16 protein-coding genes are annotated in these 21549 nt (G+C 66.5%); 8 read left to right on the forward strand and 8 right to left on the reverse strand.

The window, feature by feature from the left end:
* Window positions 1–58: 58 nt before the first annotated feature.
* From ACOXXX_RS09560 to xsc, 4 genes are all read right to left on the reverse strand, one after another.
* A complete protein-coding gene (locus tag ACOXXX_RS09560; protein WP_422826343.1) occupies window positions 59–2887 on the reverse strand; it encodes a molybdopterin oxidoreductase family protein in 2829 nt (942 codons plus the stop codon).
* Window positions 2888–3014: 127 nt separating this feature from the next.
* Window positions 3015–4091: an acetate/propionate family kinase gene (locus ACOXXX_RS09565; RefSeq protein WP_422826344.1), complete on the reverse strand. Its 1077-nt coding sequence runs from the start codon at window positions 4089–4091 to the stop codon at window positions 3015–3017.
* A complete protein-coding gene (locus ACOXXX_RS09570; RefSeq protein ID WP_422826345.1) occupies window positions 4088–5020 on the reverse strand; it encodes a phosphate acyltransferase in 933 nt (310 codons plus the stop codon). Before ACOXXX_RS09570 ends, ACOXXX_RS09565 begins: the two co-directional genes overlap by 4 nt.
* 121 nt (window positions 5021–5141) lie before the next feature.
* Window positions 5142–6920 carry a sulfoacetaldehyde acetyltransferase gene (gene xsc / locus ACOXXX_RS09575; protein WP_422826346.1) on the reverse strand — a complete coding sequence of 593 codons (1779 nt, stop codon included), beginning with the start codon at window positions 6918–6920 and terminating at the stop codon, window positions 5142–5144.
* Between the two features lie 295 nt (window positions 6921–7215).
* On the opposite strand from xsc, the gene ACOXXX_RS09580 reads away from it, so the two are divergent.
* On the forward strand, window positions 7216–8610 hold the full coding sequence (locus ACOXXX_RS09580) for a hypothetical protein (RefSeq protein ID WP_422826347.1): 1395 nt from the start codon (window positions 7216–7218) through the stop codon (window positions 8608–8610).
* Between the two features lie 7 nt (window positions 8611–8617).
* Window positions 8618–9922 carry a glycosyltransferase family 4 protein gene (locus ACOXXX_RS09585; RefSeq protein WP_422826348.1) on the forward strand — a complete coding sequence of 435 codons (1305 nt, stop codon included), beginning with the start codon at window positions 8618–8620 and terminating at the stop codon, window positions 9920–9922.
* 211 nt (window positions 9923–10133) lie between these two features.
* On the opposite strand, the gene ACOXXX_RS09590 is transcribed toward ACOXXX_RS09585, so the two are convergent.
* The gene (locus ACOXXX_RS09590) at window positions 10134–10898 is read right to left on the reverse strand and encodes a WecB/TagA/CpsF family glycosyltransferase (protein WP_422826349.1); all 765 of its coding nucleotides are present in this window, start codon (window positions 10896–10898) and stop codon (window positions 10134–10136) included.
* Window positions 10899–11013: 115 nt separating this feature from the next.
* The gene (locus ACOXXX_RS09595) at window positions 11014–11148 is read right to left on the reverse strand and encodes a hypothetical protein (RefSeq protein ID WP_422826350.1); all 135 of its coding nucleotides are present in this window, start codon (window positions 11146–11148) and stop codon (window positions 11014–11016) included.
* Between the two features lie 47 nt (window positions 11149–11195).
* Here ACOXXX_RS09595 and ACOXXX_RS09600 point away from each other — a divergent pair, with 47 nt between their 5' ends.
* The 6 genes from ACOXXX_RS09600 to ACOXXX_RS09625 all read left to right on the forward strand — a co-directional run bounded on the left by ACOXXX_RS09600 (window position 11196) and on the right by ACOXXX_RS09625 (window position 19314).
* Window positions 11196–12320 (forward strand): Gfo/Idh/MocA family protein, encoded by a 1125-nt coding sequence (locus tag ACOXXX_RS09600; protein WP_422826351.1) that lies wholly within the window; start codon window positions 11196–11198, stop codon window positions 12318–12320.
* Window positions 12308–13282: an NAD-dependent epimerase/dehydratase family protein gene (locus tag ACOXXX_RS09605; protein ID WP_422826352.1), complete on the forward strand. Its 975-nt coding sequence runs from the start codon at window positions 12308–12310 to the stop codon at window positions 13280–13282. The genes ACOXXX_RS09600 and ACOXXX_RS09605 overlap by 13 nt, the downstream gene beginning before the upstream one ends.
* Complete coding sequence (locus tag ACOXXX_RS09610; RefSeq protein WP_422826353.1) at window positions 13279–14505, forward strand: glycosyltransferase; 1227 nt, start codon at window positions 13279–13281, stop codon at window positions 14503–14505. The genes ACOXXX_RS09605 and ACOXXX_RS09610 overlap by 4 nt, the downstream gene beginning before the upstream one ends.
* Entirely contained in the window at window positions 14502–15473 is a 972-nt protein-coding gene (locus ACOXXX_RS09615) for a glycosyltransferase (RefSeq protein ID WP_422826354.1), read from the forward strand. Before ACOXXX_RS09610 ends, ACOXXX_RS09615 begins: the two co-directional genes overlap by 4 nt.
* A 10-nt stretch (window positions 15474–15483) precedes the next feature.
* A complete protein-coding gene (locus ACOXXX_RS09620; RefSeq protein ID WP_422826355.1) occupies window positions 15484–17589 on the forward strand; it encodes an NAD-dependent epimerase/dehydratase family protein in 2106 nt (701 codons plus the stop codon).
* A gap of 213 nt (window positions 17590–17802) precedes the next feature.
* Window positions 17803–19314 carry a CpsD/CapB family tyrosine-protein kinase gene (locus tag ACOXXX_RS09625; RefSeq protein WP_422826356.1) on the forward strand — a complete coding sequence of 504 codons (1512 nt, stop codon included), beginning with the start codon at window positions 17803–17805 and terminating at the stop codon, window positions 19312–19314.
* A 45-nt stretch (window positions 19315–19359) separates the two neighbouring features.
* On the opposite strand, the gene ACOXXX_RS09630 is transcribed toward ACOXXX_RS09625, so the two are convergent.
* Complete coding sequence (locus ACOXXX_RS09630; RefSeq protein WP_422826357.1) at window positions 19360–20676, reverse strand: chain-length determining protein; 1317 nt, start codon at window positions 20674–20676, stop codon at window positions 19360–19362.
* 195 nt (window positions 20677–20871) lie between these two features.
* Window positions 20872–21546 (reverse strand): 4'-phosphopantetheinyl transferase family protein, encoded by a 675-nt coding sequence (locus ACOXXX_RS09635; protein ID WP_422826358.1) that lies wholly within the window; start codon window positions 21544–21546, stop codon window positions 20872–20874.
* Window positions 21547–21549 lie beyond the last annotated feature (3 nt).

Raw genomic sequence — 21549 nt, forward strand, 5'->3', positions numbered from 1 at the left:
TACGAGAGACGCTGTCTCTCGTGCTCTCTGGAGGTATTTTGCCAAGAAGAAAGAGCGATCATTTGCCCACCTTCCAGCGCAGCGTGTCGGGGGCGGGCGGCACCGGCGAGCCTTGCGGGTCGATGACCGGCTGCGCCTCTGCCGGGGGTTTGGATTTCTCGATCTTGACGCGCAGGTCGAACCAGGCCGCCTGCCCGGTGATCGGGTCGGAATTGGCCCAGCGGAGCCCGTCGCCCTTGGGCGGCAGCAACTCATGGATAAGGTGGTTGAGCAGAAAGCCCTTGGTCGCCTCGGGCGCGTCCTGGTCGAGCGCCCAGGCGCCCTTGCGCTTGCCGATGGCATTCCAGGTCCAGACGGTGTTTTCGTTGAGCGCGGCCATGTGCGCGCAAGGCACGGTGATTTCACCGTGGGACGAGGTCACGCGCACCCAGTCGCCGTCGCGCAGCGCCAGCTTTTCCATCCAGTAGGTCGGCAGATACAGCGGATTGCGCCCGTGGATCTGCCGCAGCCAGGCGTTTTGCGAGCCCCAGCTGTGATACATTGCCATCGGCCGCTGGGTCAGCGCGTGGATGGGAAATTCGACCGGATCCTCGTGCGCATCCGACAGCGGCGGATACCAGATCGGCAGCGGGTCCATCGTCGCCTTCAGCCTGCCGCGCAGATGCTCGGGCGGCTGCCGTTCGCCGATGCCTTCGGCGGCCCGCTGGAACTTGCGCAGCGGTTCGGCGTAAAGCTGAAAGAGGTAGGGCTGCGGGGTGTCATAGAACCCCATGCTGACCGCCCAGTCCTGATAGGCTGTGTTCCAGGGTTTGAAATAGCTCGCTTCGTCCGCGATGTGGAAGGTCTGAAAGCCGCCGTTGGCGATGTAGCTGTCAAGCTGCGCCTCGTTCGGATCGCCCTTGCCCTGCACCAGTCCCTTTTCGCCCAGCCGCCAGCCGGCAAGGGGGCCGAGCCCGGGCTTGCGCTGGTGGTTGGTGATGTAGTCGGCATAGTCGGCGTATTTCTGGCCGCCGTCATCGTTGACAAAGCCCGGCAGTTTCAGCCGCGCGCCCAGATCGCAAAGCACAGACTGAAAGCCGCGGACGTCGCGGTCGGGCGCCACCACCGGCCAGCGGATCGCATCGGCGGCGGTATCGGGCTCCGAGATCGGGCGGTCGAGCAGGGAAATGCAGTCGTGCCGTTCCAGATAGGTGGTATCGGGCAGGATGAGGTCGGCATAGGCCACCATTTCGGACGAATAGGCGTCAGAATAGATGATCCGCGGGATCACGTAATCGCCGTTTGCGTCGGTGTCGGTCAGCATCTCCATCACGCCGCGGGTGTTCATCGACGAATTCCACGCCATGTTCGCCATGTAGAGAAACAGCGTGTCGATCTTGTAGGGATCGCCGGCATGCGCGTTGGAGATCACCATGTGCATCAGGCCGTGGGCCGACAGCGGGTTTTCCCAGGTGAAGGCCTTGTCGATCCGGGCGGGTGTGCCGTCGTCCTTGAGCGCCAGGTGTTCGGGCCCGCGCGGGAAGCCCAGGTGCGGACCGTTGAGCGGGCTGCCCGGCACGGCATAGCTGTGCGGTGTCGGGTGCGCCTCGACGGGGCGCGGATAGGGCGGTTTGAAGCGGAAGCCGCCGGGGGTTTCGACGCTGCCCAGCAGGATCTGCAGCATGTGCAGGGCGCGGCAGGTCTGGAAGCCGTTGGAATGGGCGCTGACGCCGCGCATGGCGTGGAAACTGACCGGGCGGCCAATCATCCGAGAATGTCTCTCGCCGCGGAAATCGGTCCATTCGCGGTCGAGCACGATGGGATCGCCAAAGGCCACATCGGCCAGTTCGGCGGCGATGCGGCGGATGCGGGCCGCGGGAATGCCACAGCGGGTTTCCACCGCTTCGGGGCTGTATTTGCCGTCCAGATAGCGCTCGGCCATCAGATGCATGACCGGGCGGTGCGTGGTGCCCGCGTGGCGGTATTTCGCGGCAAGGTCCGGTTTGACGCCGGGCGCGTCGAAGGCCGTCAGCTTGCCGGTGGCCCGGTCCATGACCAGCGGTTTGCCGTTGTCATCGCGCAGGAAGAGTCCGTAGTCCGGCGACTTCGGATCAAGGTTCACCAGCACCGGCGCATTGGTGTAGCGGGCGAGATAGTCGAGGTCGATCTTGCCCGCACGCAATAGCTCGTGCACCAGCGCCAGGATGAACAGGCCGTCTGTGCCGGGTGTGATGCCCACCCATTCGTCGGCGATGGCGTTGTAGCCAGAGCGGATCGGGTTGACGCCGATGACCTTGGCGCCGCGTTCCTTGAGCCGCCCCAGACCCATCTTGATCGGGTTGCTGTCATGATCCTCGGCCACGCCGAAGAGCATGAAAAGCTTGGTATGCTCCCAATCCGGCTGGCCGAATTCCCAGAACGCCCCGCCCATGGTGTAGATGCCGGCCGTGGCCATGTTGACGCTGCAGAACCCGCCGTGGGCGGCATAGTTCGGCGTGCCGAAATTCTGCGCCCAGAAGCTGGTGAAGCTCTGCGACTGGTCGCGCCCGGTGAAGAAGGCGAGCTTTTCCGGTGCCGTGTCCCGGATCGGCTGCAGCCAGTCGACCGCAGTTTGCAGCGCCTCTTCCCAGGTGATTTCCTCGAACTGGCCCGACCCGCGCGGACCGGTTCGGCGCAGCGGCGCGCGCAGGCGCGACGGCGCGTTGTGTTGCATGATCCCGGCAGAGCCTTTGGCGCAGAGCACGCCCTTGTTCACGGGGTGATCGCGGTTGCCCTCGATATAGGCGACCTTGCCGTCCTTCATGTGCACGTTGATGCCGCAGCGGCAGGCGCACATGTAGCAGGTCGTCTTGCGCACCTCGTCCGAAACGGGGGGCGAGGTTTCGAGTTGCGGCTGGGTCAACGCCATGATCTGCCTCGGGTCCTTGGGTGGTCCGACGCTAGGCGATTGGCCTGGAGGGAACCAGAATTTTCTGCTTTCCGGACGATTTGCCAGACAACGTCGCGGTCCGGGCGGCTTTGGCGGAACAGGGTTCTCATCCCTCCTCCAGCAGCCGCTGCGTGTCGGCGGCGATCTGACGCTCTTCGTCCGCGGGAACGATGTGATGCGGCACCGGCCCGGCCCAGGCCAGACCGTCCATGATCCGGTCGCGGATCGCGGCGGCGTGTTCGCCGATGCCGCCTGTAAAGGCCACCGCATCGACGCCGCCCATCGCGGCGATCATCGACCCGGCGTGGCGGCAGGCCCAGTAGACAAAGTGATCCACCGCGAACCGCGCCGCCGGCGCGTCCGACGCCAGCAGCGCCCGCATGTCAGACGTGCCGCCCGACAGGCCCAGCAGGCCCGAGCGGTTGTTCAGCAGCACCCCGGTTTCGTCGATGCCGAAGGCCGCCGCCATGGCCAGCACCGCGTTGGCGTCGATGCTGCCCGACCGGGTGCCCATGGTCAGCCCTTCAAGCGGGGAATAGCCCATCGTCGTCGCCACCGACCGGCCGTCGCGGATGGCGCAAAGCGACACGCCGTTGCCAAGGTGACAGGCCAGCAGGCGCTGCGGCAGCGGCTGTCCGGTGCGCTGCGGCAAGGCCGCGACGAGCGAGGCATAGCTGATGCCGTGAAACCCGTAGCGGCGATAGCCCTGCGCGGTCAGATCGGGGGGCAGTGCATAGGTCGTGGCAACCGCCGGGTTGGTGGCGTGAAAGGCAGTGTCGAAGCTGGCGCATTGCGGCAGATCGGGGGCCCGCTGCGCCAGCGCCAGGATGCCGGCCAAGTGGTGCGGGTTGTGCAGCGGGGCCAGCGGGATGCAGTCGCGAATGGCCCCGATCGCCGCCGGGGTCAGCCGCACGGGCCGCGTCAGATCGGTGCCGCCATGCACCACACGGTGCCCGGCGGCCGTGATCCGTTCGAACGGATGCCCCGCCTGTGCCAGCGCGTCGAGCAGCGCCATGAGCGCCGCGTCGTGATCGGGCGCCGACACCGCGCGCCGGACCGTGCCAAGTCGCAATTCGCCCGCCCCGCCGATTTCGGTCACCGACCCGGCGATGACCGATGTCAGGTCGGTCGAGAAAAGCTCGACCTTGACCGAGGACGATCCGGCGTTGACGACAAGGATCATCGCGCCGCCATCACCGCGCCCAGCGCGGCGGATGCGATGCGGTCCGGCGCCGCCTGCGACCGCGACGTCAGCAGGATCGGCACCTTGGTGCCCAGCACGATACCCGCGCAGCAGCAGCCCATCCCCAGGCTCATCAGCTTGAAAAGCGCGTTGCCGCTGGTAATGTTCGGAACCAGCATGATATGCGCGTCGCCCGCCACATCCGACGCATAGTTCTTGGCCTGCGCCGCTTCGGCCGAAAAGATCAGGTCGAGCGCCATGGGCCCCTGCACGATGGCCTCGGGCAGCGCGGTCCTGGCCCAGGCCGCGATCTCTTCCGCCTCGTGCGTATTGGGGATCGTGGGAATCGGATCCTCGGTCGGGGCCAGCAGGCCGGCCTTGGGCCGGTCGATCCCAAGCTTGTGCGCCATGCCGACCGCATGGGTCAGGCAGGCCTGCCGCGTGGCAACGTCCGGATCGACGTTGAGCGCCGCATCGGTCAACAGCAGGGGCCGGTCCGACGTGGGGCTGGTGATGTGAAAGACATGCCCGCAGCGCGTGCCCTTTTCCCGCAGGCCCGCGCTGGACGGCAGCAGCCCCTTGAGGAAGGTCGACGTGTGGATCTGCCCCTTCATGATCGCGTCCGCGTCACCCTCGCGCGCCAGCCGCGCCGCTTCCGGGGCGGCATGTTCATGCGGCGCGTGGATCAGACGCAGGTGCGAGATATCCCAGCCGATCCGGTCGGCGGTGGCCCTGATCTTGGCCTCGTCACCAATCAGGATCGGATCGGCAAGGCCTGCCTCTGCCGCCTCGCGGATGCCCTGCAGCGGCTTGGGGGCGCCCGCATTGACCAGCGCCACGCGGGGCACCGGCAGGCGCGCCGCCCGGTCAAGCAGGGACTGCGGACATTCCGCGCGGGTGCGCGACACGAAGGGGAAGGGATCGGTCATCTGAGGTCCTCTCAAAACGATGCTGCCCCTACCCTGACGCCCTGCCCCGCGGGTGCAAGCGGCCGCCGCGATGGCCGGGGCGCGTATGCCCCGCGCCCCGGCCACGTTGCCCGTTTCGGCGTCACACCGCCTGCTGGCGCATGTCCGCCGCGTCGATGCCTGCGACCGCCACGGGCTTTTTCATCGCGTCGCGGCGGAAGGGTTCGCCCAGTTCCTGGTTGATCATCGCCTCGATCAGGGTCGTGACGCCATTCTGCATCTGGTCCTTGATGGCCTGATCCAGCGCAGCGGTCAGTTCCTCCATCGTGCGCGCGACCACGCCCTTGAGCCCGCAGGCCTTGGCGATGCCGGCATAGGACACCTGTTCATCCAGTTCCGTGCCGACAAAGTTGTCGTCGAACCACAGGGTCGAATTGCGCTTTTCCGCGCCCCACTGGTAGTTGCGGAACACGATCTGGGTGATCGCAGGCCATTCCCCGCGGCCGATGGCGGTCAGTTCATTCACCGCGATGCCAAAGGCGCCGTCGCCGGCAAAGCCCACGACCGGCACGTCCGGGCAGCCGATCTTGGCCCCCACGATGGACGGCAGGCCATAGCCGCAGGGCCCGAAAAGTCCGGGTGCGAGGTATTTGCGCCCCTCGTCGAAGGACGGATAGGCGTTGCCGATGGCGCAGTTGTTGCCGATGTCGGACGAAATGATCGCCTCACGCGGGAGCGCGGACTGGATCGCACGCCAGGCCATGCGCGGGCTCATCCAGTCGGGCTTGTCGGCGCGGGCGCGTTCGTTCCAGGTGGTGCCGGGATCATCATCCTCGTGATCCATGCTGGACAGCTGCTGCGCCCATTTCGATTTCGTCTCGGCGATCCTGGCCTTGCGGGCGTCGCGGCCGTCGTCGCCCGCATCGTCCGCGAGGTTTGACAGGATGCCCTGCGCCACCTTGGCCGCATCGCCGACGATCCCCACGGTCACCTTCTTGGTCAGGCCGATCCGGTCGGGGTTGATGTCGACCTGGATGATCCTGGCATCCTTGGGCCAGTAATCCATGCCGTAGCCCGGCAGGGTGGAGAACGGATTGAGCCGCGTGCCAAGGCACAGCACCACGTCGGCGTCCTTGATCAGCTCCATCCCCGCCTTGGATCCGTTGTAACCCAGCGGCCCGGCGAAAAGCGGATGCGATCCGGGGAACGCGTCGTTGTGCTGGTATCCGACGCAGACTGGCGCATCCAGCCGCTCGGCCAGTTGCATCGACGCATTGATGCCGCCATCGCTCAGCACCACGCCAGCCCCGTTGAGGATCACCGGGTTCTTCGCCCCGGACAGCAGCTCTGCCGCGGCCTTGATGGAATTTTCACCGCCCGGCGAGCGTTCGAACTCGACCGGCTCAGGGATCTCGATATCGACGACCTGGGTCCAGAAATCGCGCGGGATGTTCAACTGCGCCGGGCCGCACAGGCGCTTGGCCTTGGCGATCACGCGGGTCAGCACCTCGGCCACGCGGCTGGGGTCGCGCACTTCTTCCTGATAGGCGACCATGTCCTCGAACAGCTTCATCTGTTCGACTTCCTGGAAACCGCCCTGCCCGATGGTCTTGTTCGCGGCCTGCGGCGTGACCAGCAGCAGCGGCGTGTGGTTCCAGTAGGCCGTTTTCACGGCGGTGACGAAATTGGTGATGCCGGGGCCGTTCTGCGCGATCATCATCGACATCTTGCCGGTGGCGCGGGTGTAGCCGTCGGACATGAACCCGGCGCTGCCCTCGTGCGCGCAGTCCCAGAAGGTGATCCCCGCCTTGGGGAAGAGATCGGAAATCGGCATCATCGCCGATCCGATGATGCCAAAGGCATGTTCGATCCCGTGGCGCTGGAGCACCTTCACAAAGGCTTCTTCGGTGGTCATTTTCATCGGTCGGTCCTCGCAGGGTGAAAGCCGCCGGCGGCCGCGGCAGGTTGCCATTTTACTAAAGCGCGCACCGCCCCACAGATAGGGCCAGCGAAGCCGGTGCTTTAAGTCCAGTTCGCAAAATATCCCGCCAGTTCTTCGTTCCCGTCGGCGCGACCTTTCTGCAATAGGGTCAAAGATACGCGACGTTGCGGCCGAATCGTACAAGACTCTGGCCACGCCCGCCTGTAGGGTTTCGCCTGCGATCCGGGGCATGGGGGGCCTGCGGATTGCCTGACACGAGGTCTTTGCAGCCGGGATGCCCAACCCTCTTGCCTATTTGGTGCTGGCGATCTGGCCGATCGTCACGGTCGCCCTGTTTCGCCGCCTGCCGGTCGAACAGGCGCTGATCCTGTCGATGCTCGTGGGCTATCTGTTTCTGCCCGAACCGCCCGCGCTTTTCGATTTGCCGCTGATCCCGCCGCTGACCAAACACAACATCCCGGCGCTGGCGGCCTTTGCCTGTTGTTTGTGGATGTACGGGATCAGGGGATCGCTGCTGCCGCAGTCCATCGTGGGCAAGGTGCTGCTTCTGCTCTTTGTCTTTTCGCCGATGTTGACGGTACTGACCAACCCCGAGGTGATCTTTTTCGGCCAGATCGGTCTGCCAGGACTGGGGATCAAGGATGCCATCGCCCTGCCCCTGCAGCAATTCTTGCTGATCCTGCCGTTCCTGATGGCGCGGCAGTTCCTGTCCGGCGGCGGGGCGCAACGCGATCTTCTGAAGGCGTTCGTGGTCTGGGGGCTGGTCTATTCGGTGCTGATGCTCATCGAGGTGCGGCTGTCGCCGCAGCTCAACATGTGGGTCTACGGCTATTATCAGCACCTCTTCGCGCAGGCGATCCGCGACGACGGCTTTCGCCCGGTGGTCTTCCTCTATCATGGGCTGTGGGTCGCGTTCTTCTGCATGACCGCCGCGGTGTCGGCGCTGGCGATGTGGCGGCAGGACGGCGGCAAGCGCAAGATCGGCTACCTGCTGGGCGGGGTCTATCTGGCCGTGGTGCTGGTGCTGGCGAAATCCCTGGGCTCGCTGATCTTCTTCGTGGCGCTGGCACCCTGCGTGCTGCTCTTGGGGCGCATCACGCAGATCAAGATGGCGATCCTGATCGGGGCGCTCGCGGTGGCCTATCCGATCCTCAAGGGCGCGGACCTTATCCCGCAGGACAAGCTGCTGGAGCGCGTGGCCAGCATCGACGAGACGCGGGCGGATTCGCTGCGGTTCCGGTTCGACAATGAAAACGTGCTGCTGGAACGAGCATATCTCAAGCCGGTGTTCGGCTGGGGCAGCTGGGGGCGGAACCAGATCCTCGACCCGGTGACGGGCGAACAGCTGACCGTGTCGGATGGGCGCTGGGTTATCGTGATCGGGGTCTACGGCTGGGTCGGGTTCCTGGCCGAATTCGGCCTGCTGCTGCTGCCGCTGATCCTACTCTGGCGCGAGGCGGTGGTGGACCGGGACGGCAAGGTATCGGCCTATATCGCGCCGTTGTCGCTGCTGCTGGCGATCAACATGTTCGATCTCTTGCCCAATGCGTCGATCACGCCACTGACCTGGCTTCTGGCCGGGGCGCTCATGGGCCATGCCGAGGCGCTGCGCAGCGCGCGGCTGGCGCGCGGCGGGCTGAATGCGCTGCGCTGGCAATCCATTCTCTGAGGTGACCATGCCCCCTGAACGCGCCGCGCAGACCGGCAAACCCCGTGTGCTTGCCATCGCCGAGGCGGCCAATCCCGAATGGGTCAGCGTGCCGCTGGTCGGCTGGTCGCTGGCGCAAGCGCTGCGCGAGGTGGCGGATGTGCACCTGGTCACGCAGATCCGCAACCGCGATGCCGTCCTGCGCGCCGGGCTGGTCGAAGGGCAGGGGTTCACCGCCATCGATTCCGAAGCCTTCGCGGCGCCGCTCTGGTCGCTGGCGGAAAAGCTGCGCATGGGCGAGGGCAAGGGCTGGACCATGGTTCAGGCGATCAACGCGCTAAGCTATCCGTGGTTCGAACGGCTGGTCTGGAAGACCTTCGGCGCCGATATCCGGGCGGGCACCTATGACATCGTGCACCGGATCACCCCGCTCAGCCCGACGATCAGTTCCTCGCTGGCGGGCAAATGCGCCAAGGCGGGCGTGCCCTTCGTGCTGGGGCCGCTCAATGGCGGCGTGCCCTGGCCCGCGGGCTTTGACGCCGAACGGCGGCGCGAAAAGGAATGGCTCAGCTATCTGCGCAGCGCCTATAAACTGCTGCCCGGGCGCGGCGCCACGCTCCGGCACGCCAGCGCCATCCTGGCCGGGTCGCGCCACACGGCGGGCGAGGTGCCGGAGCGGTATCAGCACAAGGTCGTCTACCTGCCGGAAAACGGTATCGACCCCGCCCGCTTTGCCCGTCGCGCCGATCCGGCCCCAGGGGCCCTTCGCGCCTGTTTCGTCGGACGGCTGGTGCCCTACAAGGGCCCCGACATGCTGCTGGAGGCGGCGGCCGACCTGCTGCGGTCCGGGCAGATGACACTGGACGTGATCGGCGACGGGCCGATGATGCCGCAGCTCCAGGCCATGGCCGCCGACCTGCCGGGGGTGACCTTCCACGGCTGGATGGCGCATCGGGACGTGCAGCAGGTGATGGCGCAGAGCCACATCCTGTCCTTCCCGTCGATCCGCGAATTCGGCGGCGGCGTCGTGCTCGAGGCGATGGCGCTGGGGGTCACGCCGCTGATCGTCGACTACGCCGGGCCGGGCGAACTGGTGCAGGACGGCCTGGGCTTCAAGGTGCCCTGCGGCACCCGCGAGGAGATCGTGAGGCGGTTCCGCGTGGAACTGCAGCGCCTCGCCGCCGACCCGGCAGCGCTTGCAAGCACAGGGGTGGCGACAAGGCAGCGGATCGAAAGCCATTTCACCTGGTCGCGCAAGGCCGAACAGGTACGCGCGGTCTATGACTGGATCCGGTCGGGGCAGCCCGGCAACCCGCCCGCGTTCTTCCTCTGATTGCAGGTTTTCGCGAACTTCACGCCCTGATACGCTGATCCAAACGCAACAGGTTCAAAGCGATGAGCCACCCTTGTCGCGCCCAATCTTGACCTAAACGTCAACTTGATCGACAACGGCGCCAGTTTCGCATCTGCAGGGGTGGCATGCGAAGAGCGTGTTGTCAGTACCCTGTTCACCACCTCTGCGCCCCGCGACCATCGCGCGGCGGTCACAGCCGGGTCGGAAACAGCCGTTGTCCCAGCGCCCGCAGCATCTGTCCCGGCAGGATGGCGATACAGCGCGCATAGCGCGGGCCCAGCCTGCGCGGGCTGCTGACCGCGCGCCACATCCATTCCAGCGCAAATCGACGGGCCCAGGCAGGGGCGCGCTCCTGGGTTCCGGCAAAGAAATCCAGCCCCGCCCCGATCGAAGCAAAACCGATTTCGGGTGCATGCAGACGCCCCGCGGCGCAGAAGATCTCTTGCCTCGGCGCGCCAAGGGCGACAAAGCACAGGCCTGCGCCCGATGCGTTCAGGTCCTCAAAAATCGCCTCGGCCGCCAGACCTTCGGGATCGAACCCGAAGGGCGGTGCCGTGCACAGCACGACCTCGAGTCCGTGCACCTCCCGCTCCAGGTAGGATTTGGCGGCCATCAGGGTCGGCTGGGTGCTGCCCACCAGCGCCACGGTCACGCCCTGCCGCGCGGCGATGCGGCACATCGGCAGGATGGCGTCCGATCCGGGGATCAGCTCCACCGGTTTGCCCGCCAGCCGCGACATCCAGACGATGGGGTTGCCGTCCGCCACGATCATATCCTGCGCCGCGTAGGCGGTTCGAAACTCTGCCGAGGCGCGCAGCTTGACCAGGTGATCGAGGTTGATCGTGGCCAGCGCAAAACCTTCGCGCCGCGCCAGCCGTTCGGCCACGCGTGCCTTCAGACCGGCCCAGGTCGCCACATTGACCCGCAGGCGCTGCGATTTCACGTAGAAGTCCATCGAACTGTGCATCTCCCCGACGCGTGTTCTACCGCAAAACCGCCCGAACGTAGGAGCCATAAATGCCACAGTCGGGAATAATTCGCCCGCAACTGTGGCCGATGCGCCGACAAAATTACGCTGCACTGCAGCTTTCTGCAAAATTGTTCCAGTCTGCCGAAATATCGACACGATTGCCTGATGAAAGCAGGGCCACGGCCATGCGGTAACGAGCAGAGGGTTTATGCAGCGATCCGATCAGACCGGTCACCGCAGAAGCGGGCCGATCCGCAATGCCGTTGGCAGGGCGGAGCGCGCATGACGTCGGTGTCGATCATCGGCTGCGGCTTTGTCGCCGATCTGTACGCCCGCGCGCTGGCAGTGATGCCGGGCGTCCGCGTGCGCGGCGTTCATGACCGCGACGCCGATCGGCTGGCGCGGTTCTGCAGCCACTGGTCCCTGCCCGCCCAGCCGACGCTGACGGCGCTGCTGGATGCCGCCGAACCGGGCAGCGTGATCCTGAACCTCACCAACCCGGATGCACATTACGCGCTGAACAAGCAGTGCCTTGAGGCGGGTTTTCACGTCTATTCCGAAAAACCGCTTGCCATGACGCTGGAGCAGGCACAGGACCTGCATGCCATCGCCGATGCCGCCGGGCTGATGCTGGTCTCGGCGCCCTGTTCGGTGCTGGGCGAGGCGGCGCAGACTTTGGGCCACGCCCTGCGCACGGGAGTCGCGGGCACGCCGCGTCTGATCTATGCAGAGCTGGACGACGGCTTTGTGCCGCAGGCGGCCTATGACAAATGGCGCACCGAAAGCGGTGCGCCCTGGCCCTATGTGGATGAGTTCAACGTCGGCTGTACGCTGGAACATGCGGGCTATTATCTGGGCTGGATGATCGCCTGGTTCGGCGCCGTGCGCACGGTGGTCGCCGCCTCGGCCGAGGTGGTGCCAGACAAGGTCGGCAGCGGTGCGATGGCCCCCGACCTGTCGGTCGCGACGCTGTTTTTCGACACCGGCCCCGTGGCGCGGCTGACCTGTTCCATCGTGGCCCCCCACGATCACCGCATCCGCATCGTCGGCGACAAGGGCGTCCTGTCCTGCGACGCCGCCTGGGACAATGCCGCCAAGGTGCGGTTCGCGCGCCGGATGGCGGTCCGGCGGCGGCTGATGGAACACCCATTTCCCCGGCGTGTGCGGCTGAAGGGGCCGACGCACCCCAAGGTCAAACGCTGGGGGGCGGCGGCGATGAACTTTCTGCTTGGCCCACAGGAAATGCTCGACGCGCTGGCCGAAGGGAGGCCCTGCCGCCTGACCAACGATTTCGCCCTGCACATGACCGAGGTGACGCTGGCCATTCAGAACGCGGGCGAAGACAGCGGCGCACAGCGCATGACCACGACCTGCCAACCGATGGAGCCGATGCCATGGGCGCGGTGAACCATGTTCTGATCACCGGCGCCGCAGGGTTCATCGGCCGCGCCACGGTGGCCGAGGCGCGCGCCCGCGGCATCCGGGTGACCGCGCTGGTGCGCAGCCAGGGTCGGCCCGAGTGGGCAGAGGATCCAGAGATCTGGCTGTGCCGCTTCGATCTGGCACAGGCCGATCCCAAGGCGCTGAGCGCGGCGCTGGACGGCGTCGATGCGGTGATCCACGCCGCCGCCCATCTGGGCGGAGAGGCCGCGCGCCACGAACGCGACACGCTGCGCGGAACCGAAACGCTTTTGACCGCGATGGCCGGGCAGGAGGTGTGCACCCTGGTGCTGGTCAGCAGCCTTGCGGTCTATGACACGATCGCCGTGCCGATCGGCGGCACTCTGACCGAGGACGCGCCGATGGAAAAGGCCGACGCCGCGCGTGACGCCTATGTTCGCGGCAAGCTGCGGCAGGAAACGCTCTGCCGAAACGCGGCCAAGGCACAGGGCCTCACGCTCTGGTGCCTGCGACCGGGCGCGGTCTATGGGCCCGGACGGCTCGACAATGCGCATCTGGGGGCCGGGGTCGGCCCTGTCCTGCTGCGGGTCGGCGGCAAGGGACAGATCCCGCTTTGCCATGTCGGGCTCTGTGCCTGGGCGCTGGTTCAGTCGGCGGTGACGCCGGGCGGTGGCACGCTCAATGTGCTGGACGACGATCTGCCCGACCGTGCGCGGTTCCTGCGGGCGCGGCGGCGCGCGGGCTGGCCGAAATTCGTGATCCCGGTGCCGTGGCAGCTGCTGATGCCGATGGCCCAGTTGTTCGACCGCCCGTCCCTGCCCGGCCTTCTGCGCGTGCCGGTGCTGCGCGCCCGCATGACGCCGCTGAACTACTCAAATGACGCGATGCGCCGGGCCCTTGGCGGACACGAGACCCGCGATTTCGAGGCGCTGATGGCCGACGCCATCGGAAAGGACGGGGCCAGATGACCGCGCTGCCGAAACTGGCCTACCTCACCGGGGAATACCCCCGCGCCTCCGACACCTTCATCCAGCGCGAGGTCGCGGCCCTGCGTCGCCTTGGGCACGTGGTCGAAACCTGTTCGATCCGCCGCACCGGGGCGGAACACCTCGTCGGGCCGGAACAGCGCGACGAACAGGCGCGCACCTTTCACGTGCTAGAGGCATGCCGCGCCCCCATCACGCTGATCCGGGCGCACCTGCGCTGGATGCGGAACCCCGGCCGCTATCTCTCGGCGCTGCGGCTGGCCTGGCGCACCGCGCCCAAGGGACTGCGCGGGCGGGCCTACAACCTGATCTATTTCGTCGAGGCCGGCGTTCTGGCCGCGCATCTGCGGGACCACGGCGTCGATCATCTGCACAACCACATCGCCAAGGCATCCTGCACCGTGGCGATGCTGGCGGGGGCGCTTTCGGGCATTCCCTACAGCTTTACCATTCACGGCCCGGACATTTTCTTTGAACCACAGCACTGGCGCATCGACGAAAAGGCCCGGCGCGCCGCATTTGTCGCCTGCATTTCGGAATTCGCGCGGTCGCAGCTCATGTGCTTTGCGCCGCAGGCTGTCTGGTCGCGCCTGCATATCGTGCATTGCGGCATCGACCCCGACCGCTATGGTCCCGGTACCCGCACCGGCAACCGCCTGCTGTTCGTCGGGCGGCTGGCGGCGGTCAAAGGCGTGCCGCTGCTGCTTGAGGCGATGCGCGACCTGCCGGAGGCCGAGTTGACGGTCATCGGCGACGGACCCGACCGCGCGGCACTGGAACGCCAGGCGCAGGGCCTCAACGTGCGGTTCCTGGGCTATCAAAGCCAGGATGCGGTCGCCGCCGCCCTGCGCGATACGGATATCTTTGTCCTGCCCAGCTTTGCCGAAGGCGTACCCGTCGTGCTGATGGAAGCGATGGCCGCAGGCGTGCCTGTCGTCACGACCCGGATCGCGGGCGTGCCTGAACTGGTCGAGGATGGCGCATCGGGGCGTCTGGTGCCACCGGGCGATGGTGCTGCGCTGACCGCGGCCCTGCGCGACCTTCTGGCTGATCCGGCGCTACGTCAGGCAATGGGCGCCAAGGGCCGCGAAACTGTTGCGCGGGAGTATACGATCGCACAAGAAGCCGCGCGCCTCTCGCATCTTTTTCAAAGCTATGCCAAAGGGGGCACGACCCCGTCAAAACGCCCCGAGGTCCGATCATGACGCCAGTGGATGCGGTTCTGATCGGGCGCAACGAAGGCCAGCGGCTGGTTGCGGCGCTGCGGTCCGTGCAAGGGCAGGCGCGACGCGTGGTCTATGTGGATTCGGGATCGGACGATGGCAGCGTGGACGCCGCCCGTCTGGCCGGGGCCGAGGTGGTTCTGCTCGACACCTCGGTCCCTTTTACAGCGGCGCGGGCGCGCAATGCAGGGTTCGCGCGACTCGAAGAGCTGGGCGACACAGCACCTTACGTGCAGTTCATCGACGGCGATTGCCAGCTTGTGGCAGGCTGGATTCCGCAGGGTGCCGCGCATCTGGACAGTCACCCGCAGGTCGCCATGGTCACCGGATGGCGGTCAGAAACGCAGCGCGACGCGTCGGTCTACAACCAGCTTTGCGACTGGGAATGGCACCGCCCGGCGGGAGAGATCCAGGCCTGCGGCGGTGACATGATGGTGCGCAGCGAGGTGTTTCGCGATCTGGGCGGCTTTGACCCCACGGTGATCGCCGCCGAGGATGACGAATTCTGCACCCGCATGCGCAAGGCGGGCTGGCGACTGGAACGGCTGCCCGAAGACATGACCCTGCACGACGCCGCCATGACGCGCTTTGGCCAGTGGTGGCAGCGCGCGGTGCGCACCGGCCACGGGTTCGCGCAGGTCGGGCATCTGCATCCTGACTACTTCCTCACCGAACGCAGCCGCGTGCTGGTCTACGGGCTTATTTTGCCGCTGCTGACACTCCTGTCGCTTGTCGCCCTGCCACTGCTGATCCTGCTGCCGCTGACCGCCTATGGCTACAACTTCGTCCGCACCCGCCGGGGTCTGCTGCTGGACGGCGTGCCCGCGGCAGAGGCGACGCCGCATGCGGCCTTGCTGACCCTTTCGAAACTGCCCAACATGATCGGCATGGCCAAATTTCACTGGCGCAGGCTGCGGGGCCGACAAATGCGCATCATCGAATACAAGTAAGGAACCCGCCATGTCTGACACCCTTCGCGTGGGCCTGATCGGGGCCGGATATATCGCCAGCTGGCATGCCGACGCCTTGCAGGCGACCGACGGCGTTACGCTGGCGGCGGTGTGCGACGTGTCCATCGGTGCCGCGCGGGCACTGGCCGAGGGCTATGGTGCGCAGGCCTTTGTGTCGGTCGAAGATCTGATCGACAGCGACTGCTGCGACGCGGTGCATATCCTGACGCCACCGCATCTGCATCACGATCTGGCGGTGCAATGCCTGCAGGGCGGGCTGCATGTGCTGGTCGAAAAGCCGGTGGCGGAAAGCGCCGATCAGACCCGCGCCATCCAGCTGGCGGCCGAGGCGACAGGCAAACGCTTTCACGCCGGGCACAACTTTCTGGGCATGCCGTCCTACCTGCGCCTGAAGGAAATGCGCGACAAGGGGCTGCTGGGCCGCGTGTCGGGGGCCGAGGTCAACTGGTGTTTCCCGCTGGCGCCGTTGCGGTCGGGGCCCTACGGATTGTGGCTGCTGAGGGAACCAAAGAACCTGCTGCTGGAGCTTGGTCCCCACCTGATGGCCTTTGCCGTCGATCTGTTCGGCACGCCGCAGATCACCCATGCCGAGCTTTCCAAACCCATCGCCCTGCCCGGGGACGACATGCGCCCGCAGGGCTGGCGCATCCTGGCGCGGGCGGGGGATGTCGACATCACCTTTACGATCTCGCTGGTGGAAACCATCGACGACCGTTCGGTGACCCTGCGCGGATCGACCGCCCGGGCGCGGTTCGATTATGCCGCCGACACGCTGATCGTGGACCGCGAAAACGCCTCTGATCTGGTCGTGAACCCGCTGCGCCGACAGATGGATCAGGGCTGGCAGCACATGCGCGAGGGATTGCGCAACGCCGGCACGCAGCTCGGCTCGCTCAATGCCAAATCGCCTTACGGGCTCAGCTTTCGGGGCATGAACGCGGGCGTCTACGATGCCCTGCGGCGGGGCAAGCCCGCCGATGCCCGCTTTGCCGGACCCAGCACCGTGACGGTGATGCAGGCGCTGGATAATGCGCTTGCTCTTCTGCCGGATGCCGCACTGGCAACCGCCGCCCCCGCCGTACAGACCCGCAAGGCCAAACCCACCGCCATGGTCATCGGCGGCACCGGCTTCATCGGGCGCGCGCTGACGCGCCGGCTGGTGGCCGACGGGCGCGACGTGCGGGTGCTGTCGCGCGGACGGCACGGCCCCTTTCCCGACCTGCCCGATGCCGTGGAAACCGTGGGCGTATCGCTCAGGGACCGCGCCGCGCTGACGGACGCGATGCGGGGCATCGACGTGGTGTTCAACTTGGCCAAGTCGATGGACAAGACCTGGGACGACGCGTTGCGCAACGATGTCGCCGTCGCCATCGGCATCGCCGAGGCGGCGCAGGACGCAGGCGTCAAACGGCTGATCTACACCGGCACCATCGCCAGCTACGACATGAGCGATCCGACACGGAAGATCACCGAAGCCACCGCATTTGCCGCCGACATGTCCGATCGCAACATCTACGCCCGGTCCAAGGCCGAATGCGAACGCCAGCTCATGCAGATGCATGCCGAACGCGGCCTGCCGCTGGTCATCGCGCGCCCCGGGATCGTCGTGGGCCAGGGCGGGCCGCTGCAACATTGGGGCATCGGACGCTGGCACGGCGCGGGCGCGGTGCGGATCTGGGGTCACGGGCACAATATCCTGCCATTCGTGCTGATCGACGACGTGGCCGACGGGCTGGTCAGGATGATCGAGCCGGACGCCGCCCTTGGGCAATCCTTCAACCTCGTGGGCGAACGGATGCTGTCGGGGCGCGGATATTTCGATGCGATCCACCGGGCGCTTGGCGCGCGCATCCGGGTCAGCTCGGGCAACCTTTATGCCTTCTACGCGTCCGACGCCGTAAAGTACGCGCTCAAGAAATACGCCCTGCGCCGTTCGGGCGTCATCCGCCCGTCGCTGGCCGACTGGAAAAGCCGCGCCCATTTTTCGCCCTTCGTGAACACCAAACCCAAGGATGTGCTGGGTTGGCAGCCCGAGACCGACAAGGACCGGTTCATTGAAAATGCCATCACCCGTGCCAATCTCTTTGGCTTCTAGGGGGTTCGTCAACAATCCCGGTGTTTTCGACTTATTCTGGCCAAATTTGTTTGGTCTAGTGATCGCAACCCGGGTCCGGACGCGCCGGATCACCCGGCACAAAGAACACAGGCAGACGCGCATGGTTATGACCGACAGTCGCAAGGCACACCGCGGGCCGGGTCTTCGACCCGTGGCCCGGCGCTGCCCTGCCCGGAGCCTGGAGGCGTGAGCATGGCCGACAGACCCAAGTTTCGGCGCAAACGCCGTGCCAAGGTAGAGGATGCGTCCGACATCCTGCCGCGCCGCGTGCCCGAAACCGAAGAAGCGCCCATTCCGCCGCTCGAAACGCGTGAAGAGCGGTTGGCCCGCCGCGCCGCCGCACAGCAGGCCGCCCGCGAGGCGGAACAGAAACGGCTGGCACAAGAGGCCGCGCAGCGCGGGGCCGAGGCCCGCGCAGAAGCGAAACGCCGCGCCGACGCCGAAGAGGCCGCAGCCCGCGCGCAAGAGACACGCCAGCGCGAAGCCGCAGATCGGCTCCAGGCCCGCAAGGCCGCAGAGGCCGCCGCCATCGCCAAGGCCGAAGCGGAAAAACGCGCACAGCGGGACGCCGCCAGGCAGGACGCACAAGCGGCGAAGAACGCCGAGCAGCGGCAGAAAGCCCAAGCAAAGGCCGAGGCCCAGCGCAAGGCCGAGGCGCAGCGCAAGGCCGAGGCAGAGGCCGCCGAGCGCCGCCAGCGCGCCCGCGCCGCCGAACAGCGCGCTCGGGCAGAGGCAGAGGCAAAGGCCGAAAAGATCGCCGCCACCCGCGCCGCTGCGCAGGAGCGCGCACAGGCGCAATTGCTGGCCAAGCAGGCCGAGGATCAGGCCAAGACCAAGGACGCGCAGCCCGTAGCGGATGCCGCGAAACCGGTGACAGAGCCGCAGTTGGAACCGGAGGCTACAGAGACCCGGGCCGAGGAGAAGGAAGACGAAGCTGTCCGAGACGCTCCCGGAGCCGATACCACGCCGCCGACCCGCGCCGACAACTGGGCGCGGCTGGGCACCTTCGAACTGGCTCCGCGTCTGCTGGAGCGCAACCGCATCATCACCGCCGAACGCAGCGATCCGGCGCACGCGATCTTTGACGTCTTGCGCACGCGGCTGCTGCAGGGGCTGGCCGAACACGGCTGGTCGCGGGTCGCCATCACCTCGCCCACCAAGGATTGCGGCAAGACCTTCACCGCCGCCAACCTGGCCATCAGCCTGTCGCGTCAGGAAAACTGCGGCACCCTGCTGCTGGACCTCGATATGCGCGCTCCCAGCCTGCACAAGGCGTTCGGCCTGAACCCGCAGGGCCGGATCGGCGACATGCTGCGGGGCGACGTGTCACCGCTTGCGCACATGTTGCGCCCGGGCCCGAACGAGGTTCACGTCGGCCGCAATATTGCCTTCGGCTTTAATACCCATGTCGAGGATTACGCCGCCGAGCTTTTGCAGGATCCCGCCACCGCAAGCAGCCTGCAGCAGATGCAGGCAAAGCTGCAGCCCGATGTCGTGCTTTACGACATGCCCCCAGCGCTGAGTTCCGATGACGTCATCGCCTCGCGCGCGCATTTCGATGCGGTGCTGTTGGTGATCGGCGGCGGCATCACCACCGAGAGCGAGGTCAAGGAGGTCGAGCGCCGGTTGGGCACGCAGACCCCGCTTTTGGGCATGGTGCTGAACATGGCAGAAGGCGTGTCGGTCAAGACCTACGCCTACTGATCCCGAACCGCCTGACCGCCACCGTCTGACGTTCCGCAAGCGCTGTCAGGATTGTGTCAGGCGCGGCAGGATCCTGTCCAGCCCGAGCTGCCAGAACTTTTCGCCCAGAAACCGGACGGCCGCAAAGACCGCCAGACCGATGGTCAGCAGGGTCGCGCCCAGGGCGATGCGGCGTTTGCGGACATCGCCACGGCTGCGGATTTGCGGGATCGACACCACCGGCTGCATGCCCAGCACCCGCTCCATCTGCGCTGAGTTGCGGATCGCAGGGTTGCGCAACTCGATCAGGAAGGCCGCGCCGACGGCGACGATGATGCTGGCCACGGCGCCCATCAGCGCGGTGCGTTTGCGGCTGCGCGAGACCGAAAACTCGGGCACCAGCGCGGTTTCCAGAATCTCGAACCGGTCGGACTGCGCGCGGTCTTCCAGCATCTGTCCCATCTCGGCCTCGGCCTTGCGGCGGGTGATGACGGTGTATTGCTCTTGCAGGCGCGTCAGTTCACGCTCCAGCGTGCCCAGGGCCCGCTCGACCTCGGGCGCGCGGCGGATCTGCGCGTCGATCTGGGTCAGCCGTTCGGCGATCAGCGCCTTTTGCTCCTCCAGCAGCGCGACCTGGCGTTCCAGCACCTCCTCGCGCTGACGGTCGGCGTTGCTTTGCAGGGTGATGATCTCTTGCTCCAGCCGCAGCGCGGCTTCCCGCAGGGACGACCCTTCGACCCGCAGCGCGGCGATGCCTTCGGGCAGTACCTCGGCATTTTCCTGTTTGAAGCTGGCGATGCGGTCTTCGATGGCGACGATGTCGGCCTCGACCCGCTCGGATTCATCGACGAAGAAATCGAAGGTTTCGCGCACCCGCGACTCGGCCCGACGCGCCGATTGTTCAACCAGCGACAGCGCAAGTTCATTGGCCAGATCGGCGGCCTTCTGCGGGTTGTTGACCTGCGCGGTGATATAAAGCCCCGACGCCGCACCGCGCTGCCAGGAGGGGGAATCGTCGCGGATCTCGACGATCCGGACCGCTTCGCGCAGGGCGGCGACGCGTTCGTTCAGCGACATGTCCGGCTGATCGGCATAGATGCCGTGCTTGTCCATGATCGCCACGACATTGTCGCGGGCCATCAGGCGCTGTTCGATGAGGCGCAACCGCAGTGACGCGTCCTCGGCTTCGCCCGACGTGCCGGCCATGGCATCGGGAATCCGCGCCTCTTCGATCTGCACGACTGCGGTCGCCTCGTACATCTTGGTCATGCCCAGGGCGTTGAGCACGGAAAGCACGGAGCCGATGATGACGATGAAAAGGATCATCGCCTTGCGCCGCCGCAGGGCGGCCATGACTTCGGAAAACGACTGGAACTGGTTCATACTACTGCTCCCGCAGTGGGCCCCCAATGCGATCGGTCAGACGGCATATTGGCACGCGCGACGCTCGCCCGTACTTTCGCCCTCTTCCTGCCGCAATTTAGGGGATTTGGCTAAATTTTGCCATGATTTTTCCGGGTGAGGGTCGAAACAGATCATTTCCAAATCCCGGATTACGAACACATTTTCGCCATAATGCTAGTCTTCGCCGGGCGGCAGGAGACAAACGGACAGCACCAACCCCGCGTGCTGCCATTGCCGGACGGTCAGCACGTCACCCTTGGCAAACGGGGCGATATCTCGGGTAAAACCGAGGCGGGCACGCCCGTCACCCTCTGCGTCGAAGCGCAGCCCGTCAAAGCCGAAAAGCGTCCTGCTCAACGGATATTGCGCCTTGTAGGCGGCTTCCTTGGCGGAAAAAATCCGTGCCCCGGCGTGATCGGGGTCGGCGGGCAGGCCGGCCCGTTCCGTTTCGGTGCTGACCCGTTCGAGCACACCGGGCTCGAGTATTTGCAACACCTCGAGGTCAAGGCCAACGCCCTGCGCATCCGACAGCCGCGCGGCGGCGGCAAGGCACAGGCTGCCGGTATGGGTGATGCTGGCGCAATAGCCCGCAGGCCAGACCGGCGCGCGGTCCGGCCCCGCCGGGATCGCACAGGCCGGGCCGCCACGGGCCGCCAGTGCTGCCCGGGCGGCAGCGCGGCCTGCCTTGAATTCCGCCCTGCGTGACGCCACCGCGCGGCCAACCGCCGCCTCCTCCTCGGGGAAAAGCGGCGGTTGCGGCGCGGTGGCATCGGCGAGTTCAAGCGACAGCCAGCCGGGAAGGTCCGCGCGCGCGCGGTCGCGCAAGGCTGTCAGCGCGGCGAAATCCATGGC

Origin of the sequence: Thalassococcus sp. BH17M4-6, from assembly GCF_049323015.1 — a bacterium.
Taxonomy (GTDB): Bacteria; Pseudomonadota; Alphaproteobacteria; order Rhodobacterales; family Rhodobacteraceae; genus Puniceibacterium.

Coding starts and splice junctions, on each gene's coding strand:
- ACOXXX_RS09560 (WP_422826343.1), bottom strand. CDS start 2,887: ATGGCGTTGACCCAGCCGCAACTCGAAACCTCGCCCCCCGTTTCGGAC.
- ACOXXX_RS09565 (WP_422826344.1), bottom strand. CDS start 4,091: ATGATCCTTGTCGTCAACGCCGGATCGTCCTCGGTCAAGGTCGAGCTT.
- ACOXXX_RS09570 (WP_422826345.1), bottom strand. CDS start 5,020: ATGACCGATCCCTTCCCCTTCGTGTCGCGCACCCGCGCGGAATGTCCG.
- xsc (WP_422826346.1), bottom strand. CDS start 6,920: ATGAAAATGACCACCGAAGAAGCCTTTGTGAAGGTGCTCCAGCGCCAC.
- ACOXXX_RS09580 (WP_422826347.1), top strand. CDS start 7,216: ATGCCCAACCCTCTTGCCTATTTGGTGCTGGCGATCTGGCCGATCGTC.
- ACOXXX_RS09585 (WP_422826348.1), top strand. CDS start 8,618: ATGCCCCCTGAACGCGCCGCGCAGACCGGCAAACCCCGTGTGCTTGCC.
- ACOXXX_RS09590 (WP_422826349.1), bottom strand. CDS start 10,898: ATGGACTTCTACGTGAAATCGCAGCGCCTGCGGGTCAATGTGGCGACC.
- ACOXXX_RS09600 (WP_422826351.1), top strand. CDS start 11,196: ATGACGTCGGTGTCGATCATCGGCTGCGGCTTTGTCGCCGATCTGTAC.
- ACOXXX_RS09605 (WP_422826352.1), top strand. CDS start 12,308: ATGGGCGCGGTGAACCATGTTCTGATCACCGGCGCCGCAGGGTTCATC.
- ACOXXX_RS09610 (WP_422826353.1), top strand. CDS start 13,279: ATGACCGCGCTGCCGAAACTGGCCTACCTCACCGGGGAATACCCCCGC.
- ACOXXX_RS09615 (WP_422826354.1), top strand. CDS start 14,502: ATGACGCCAGTGGATGCGGTTCTGATCGGGCGCAACGAAGGCCAGCGG.
- ACOXXX_RS09620 (WP_422826355.1), top strand. CDS start 15,484: ATGTCTGACACCCTTCGCGTGGGCCTGATCGGGGCCGGATATATCGCC.
- ACOXXX_RS09625 (WP_422826356.1), top strand. CDS start 17,803: ATGGCCGACAGACCCAAGTTTCGGCGCAAACGCCGTGCCAAGGTAGAG.
- ACOXXX_RS09630 (WP_422826357.1), bottom strand. CDS start 20,676: ATGAACCAGTTCCAGTCGTTTTCCGAAGTCATGGCCGCCCTGCGGCGG.
- ACOXXX_RS09635 (WP_422826358.1), bottom strand. CDS start 21,546: ATGGATTTCGCCGCGCTGACAGCCTTGCGCGACCGCGCGCGCGCGGAC.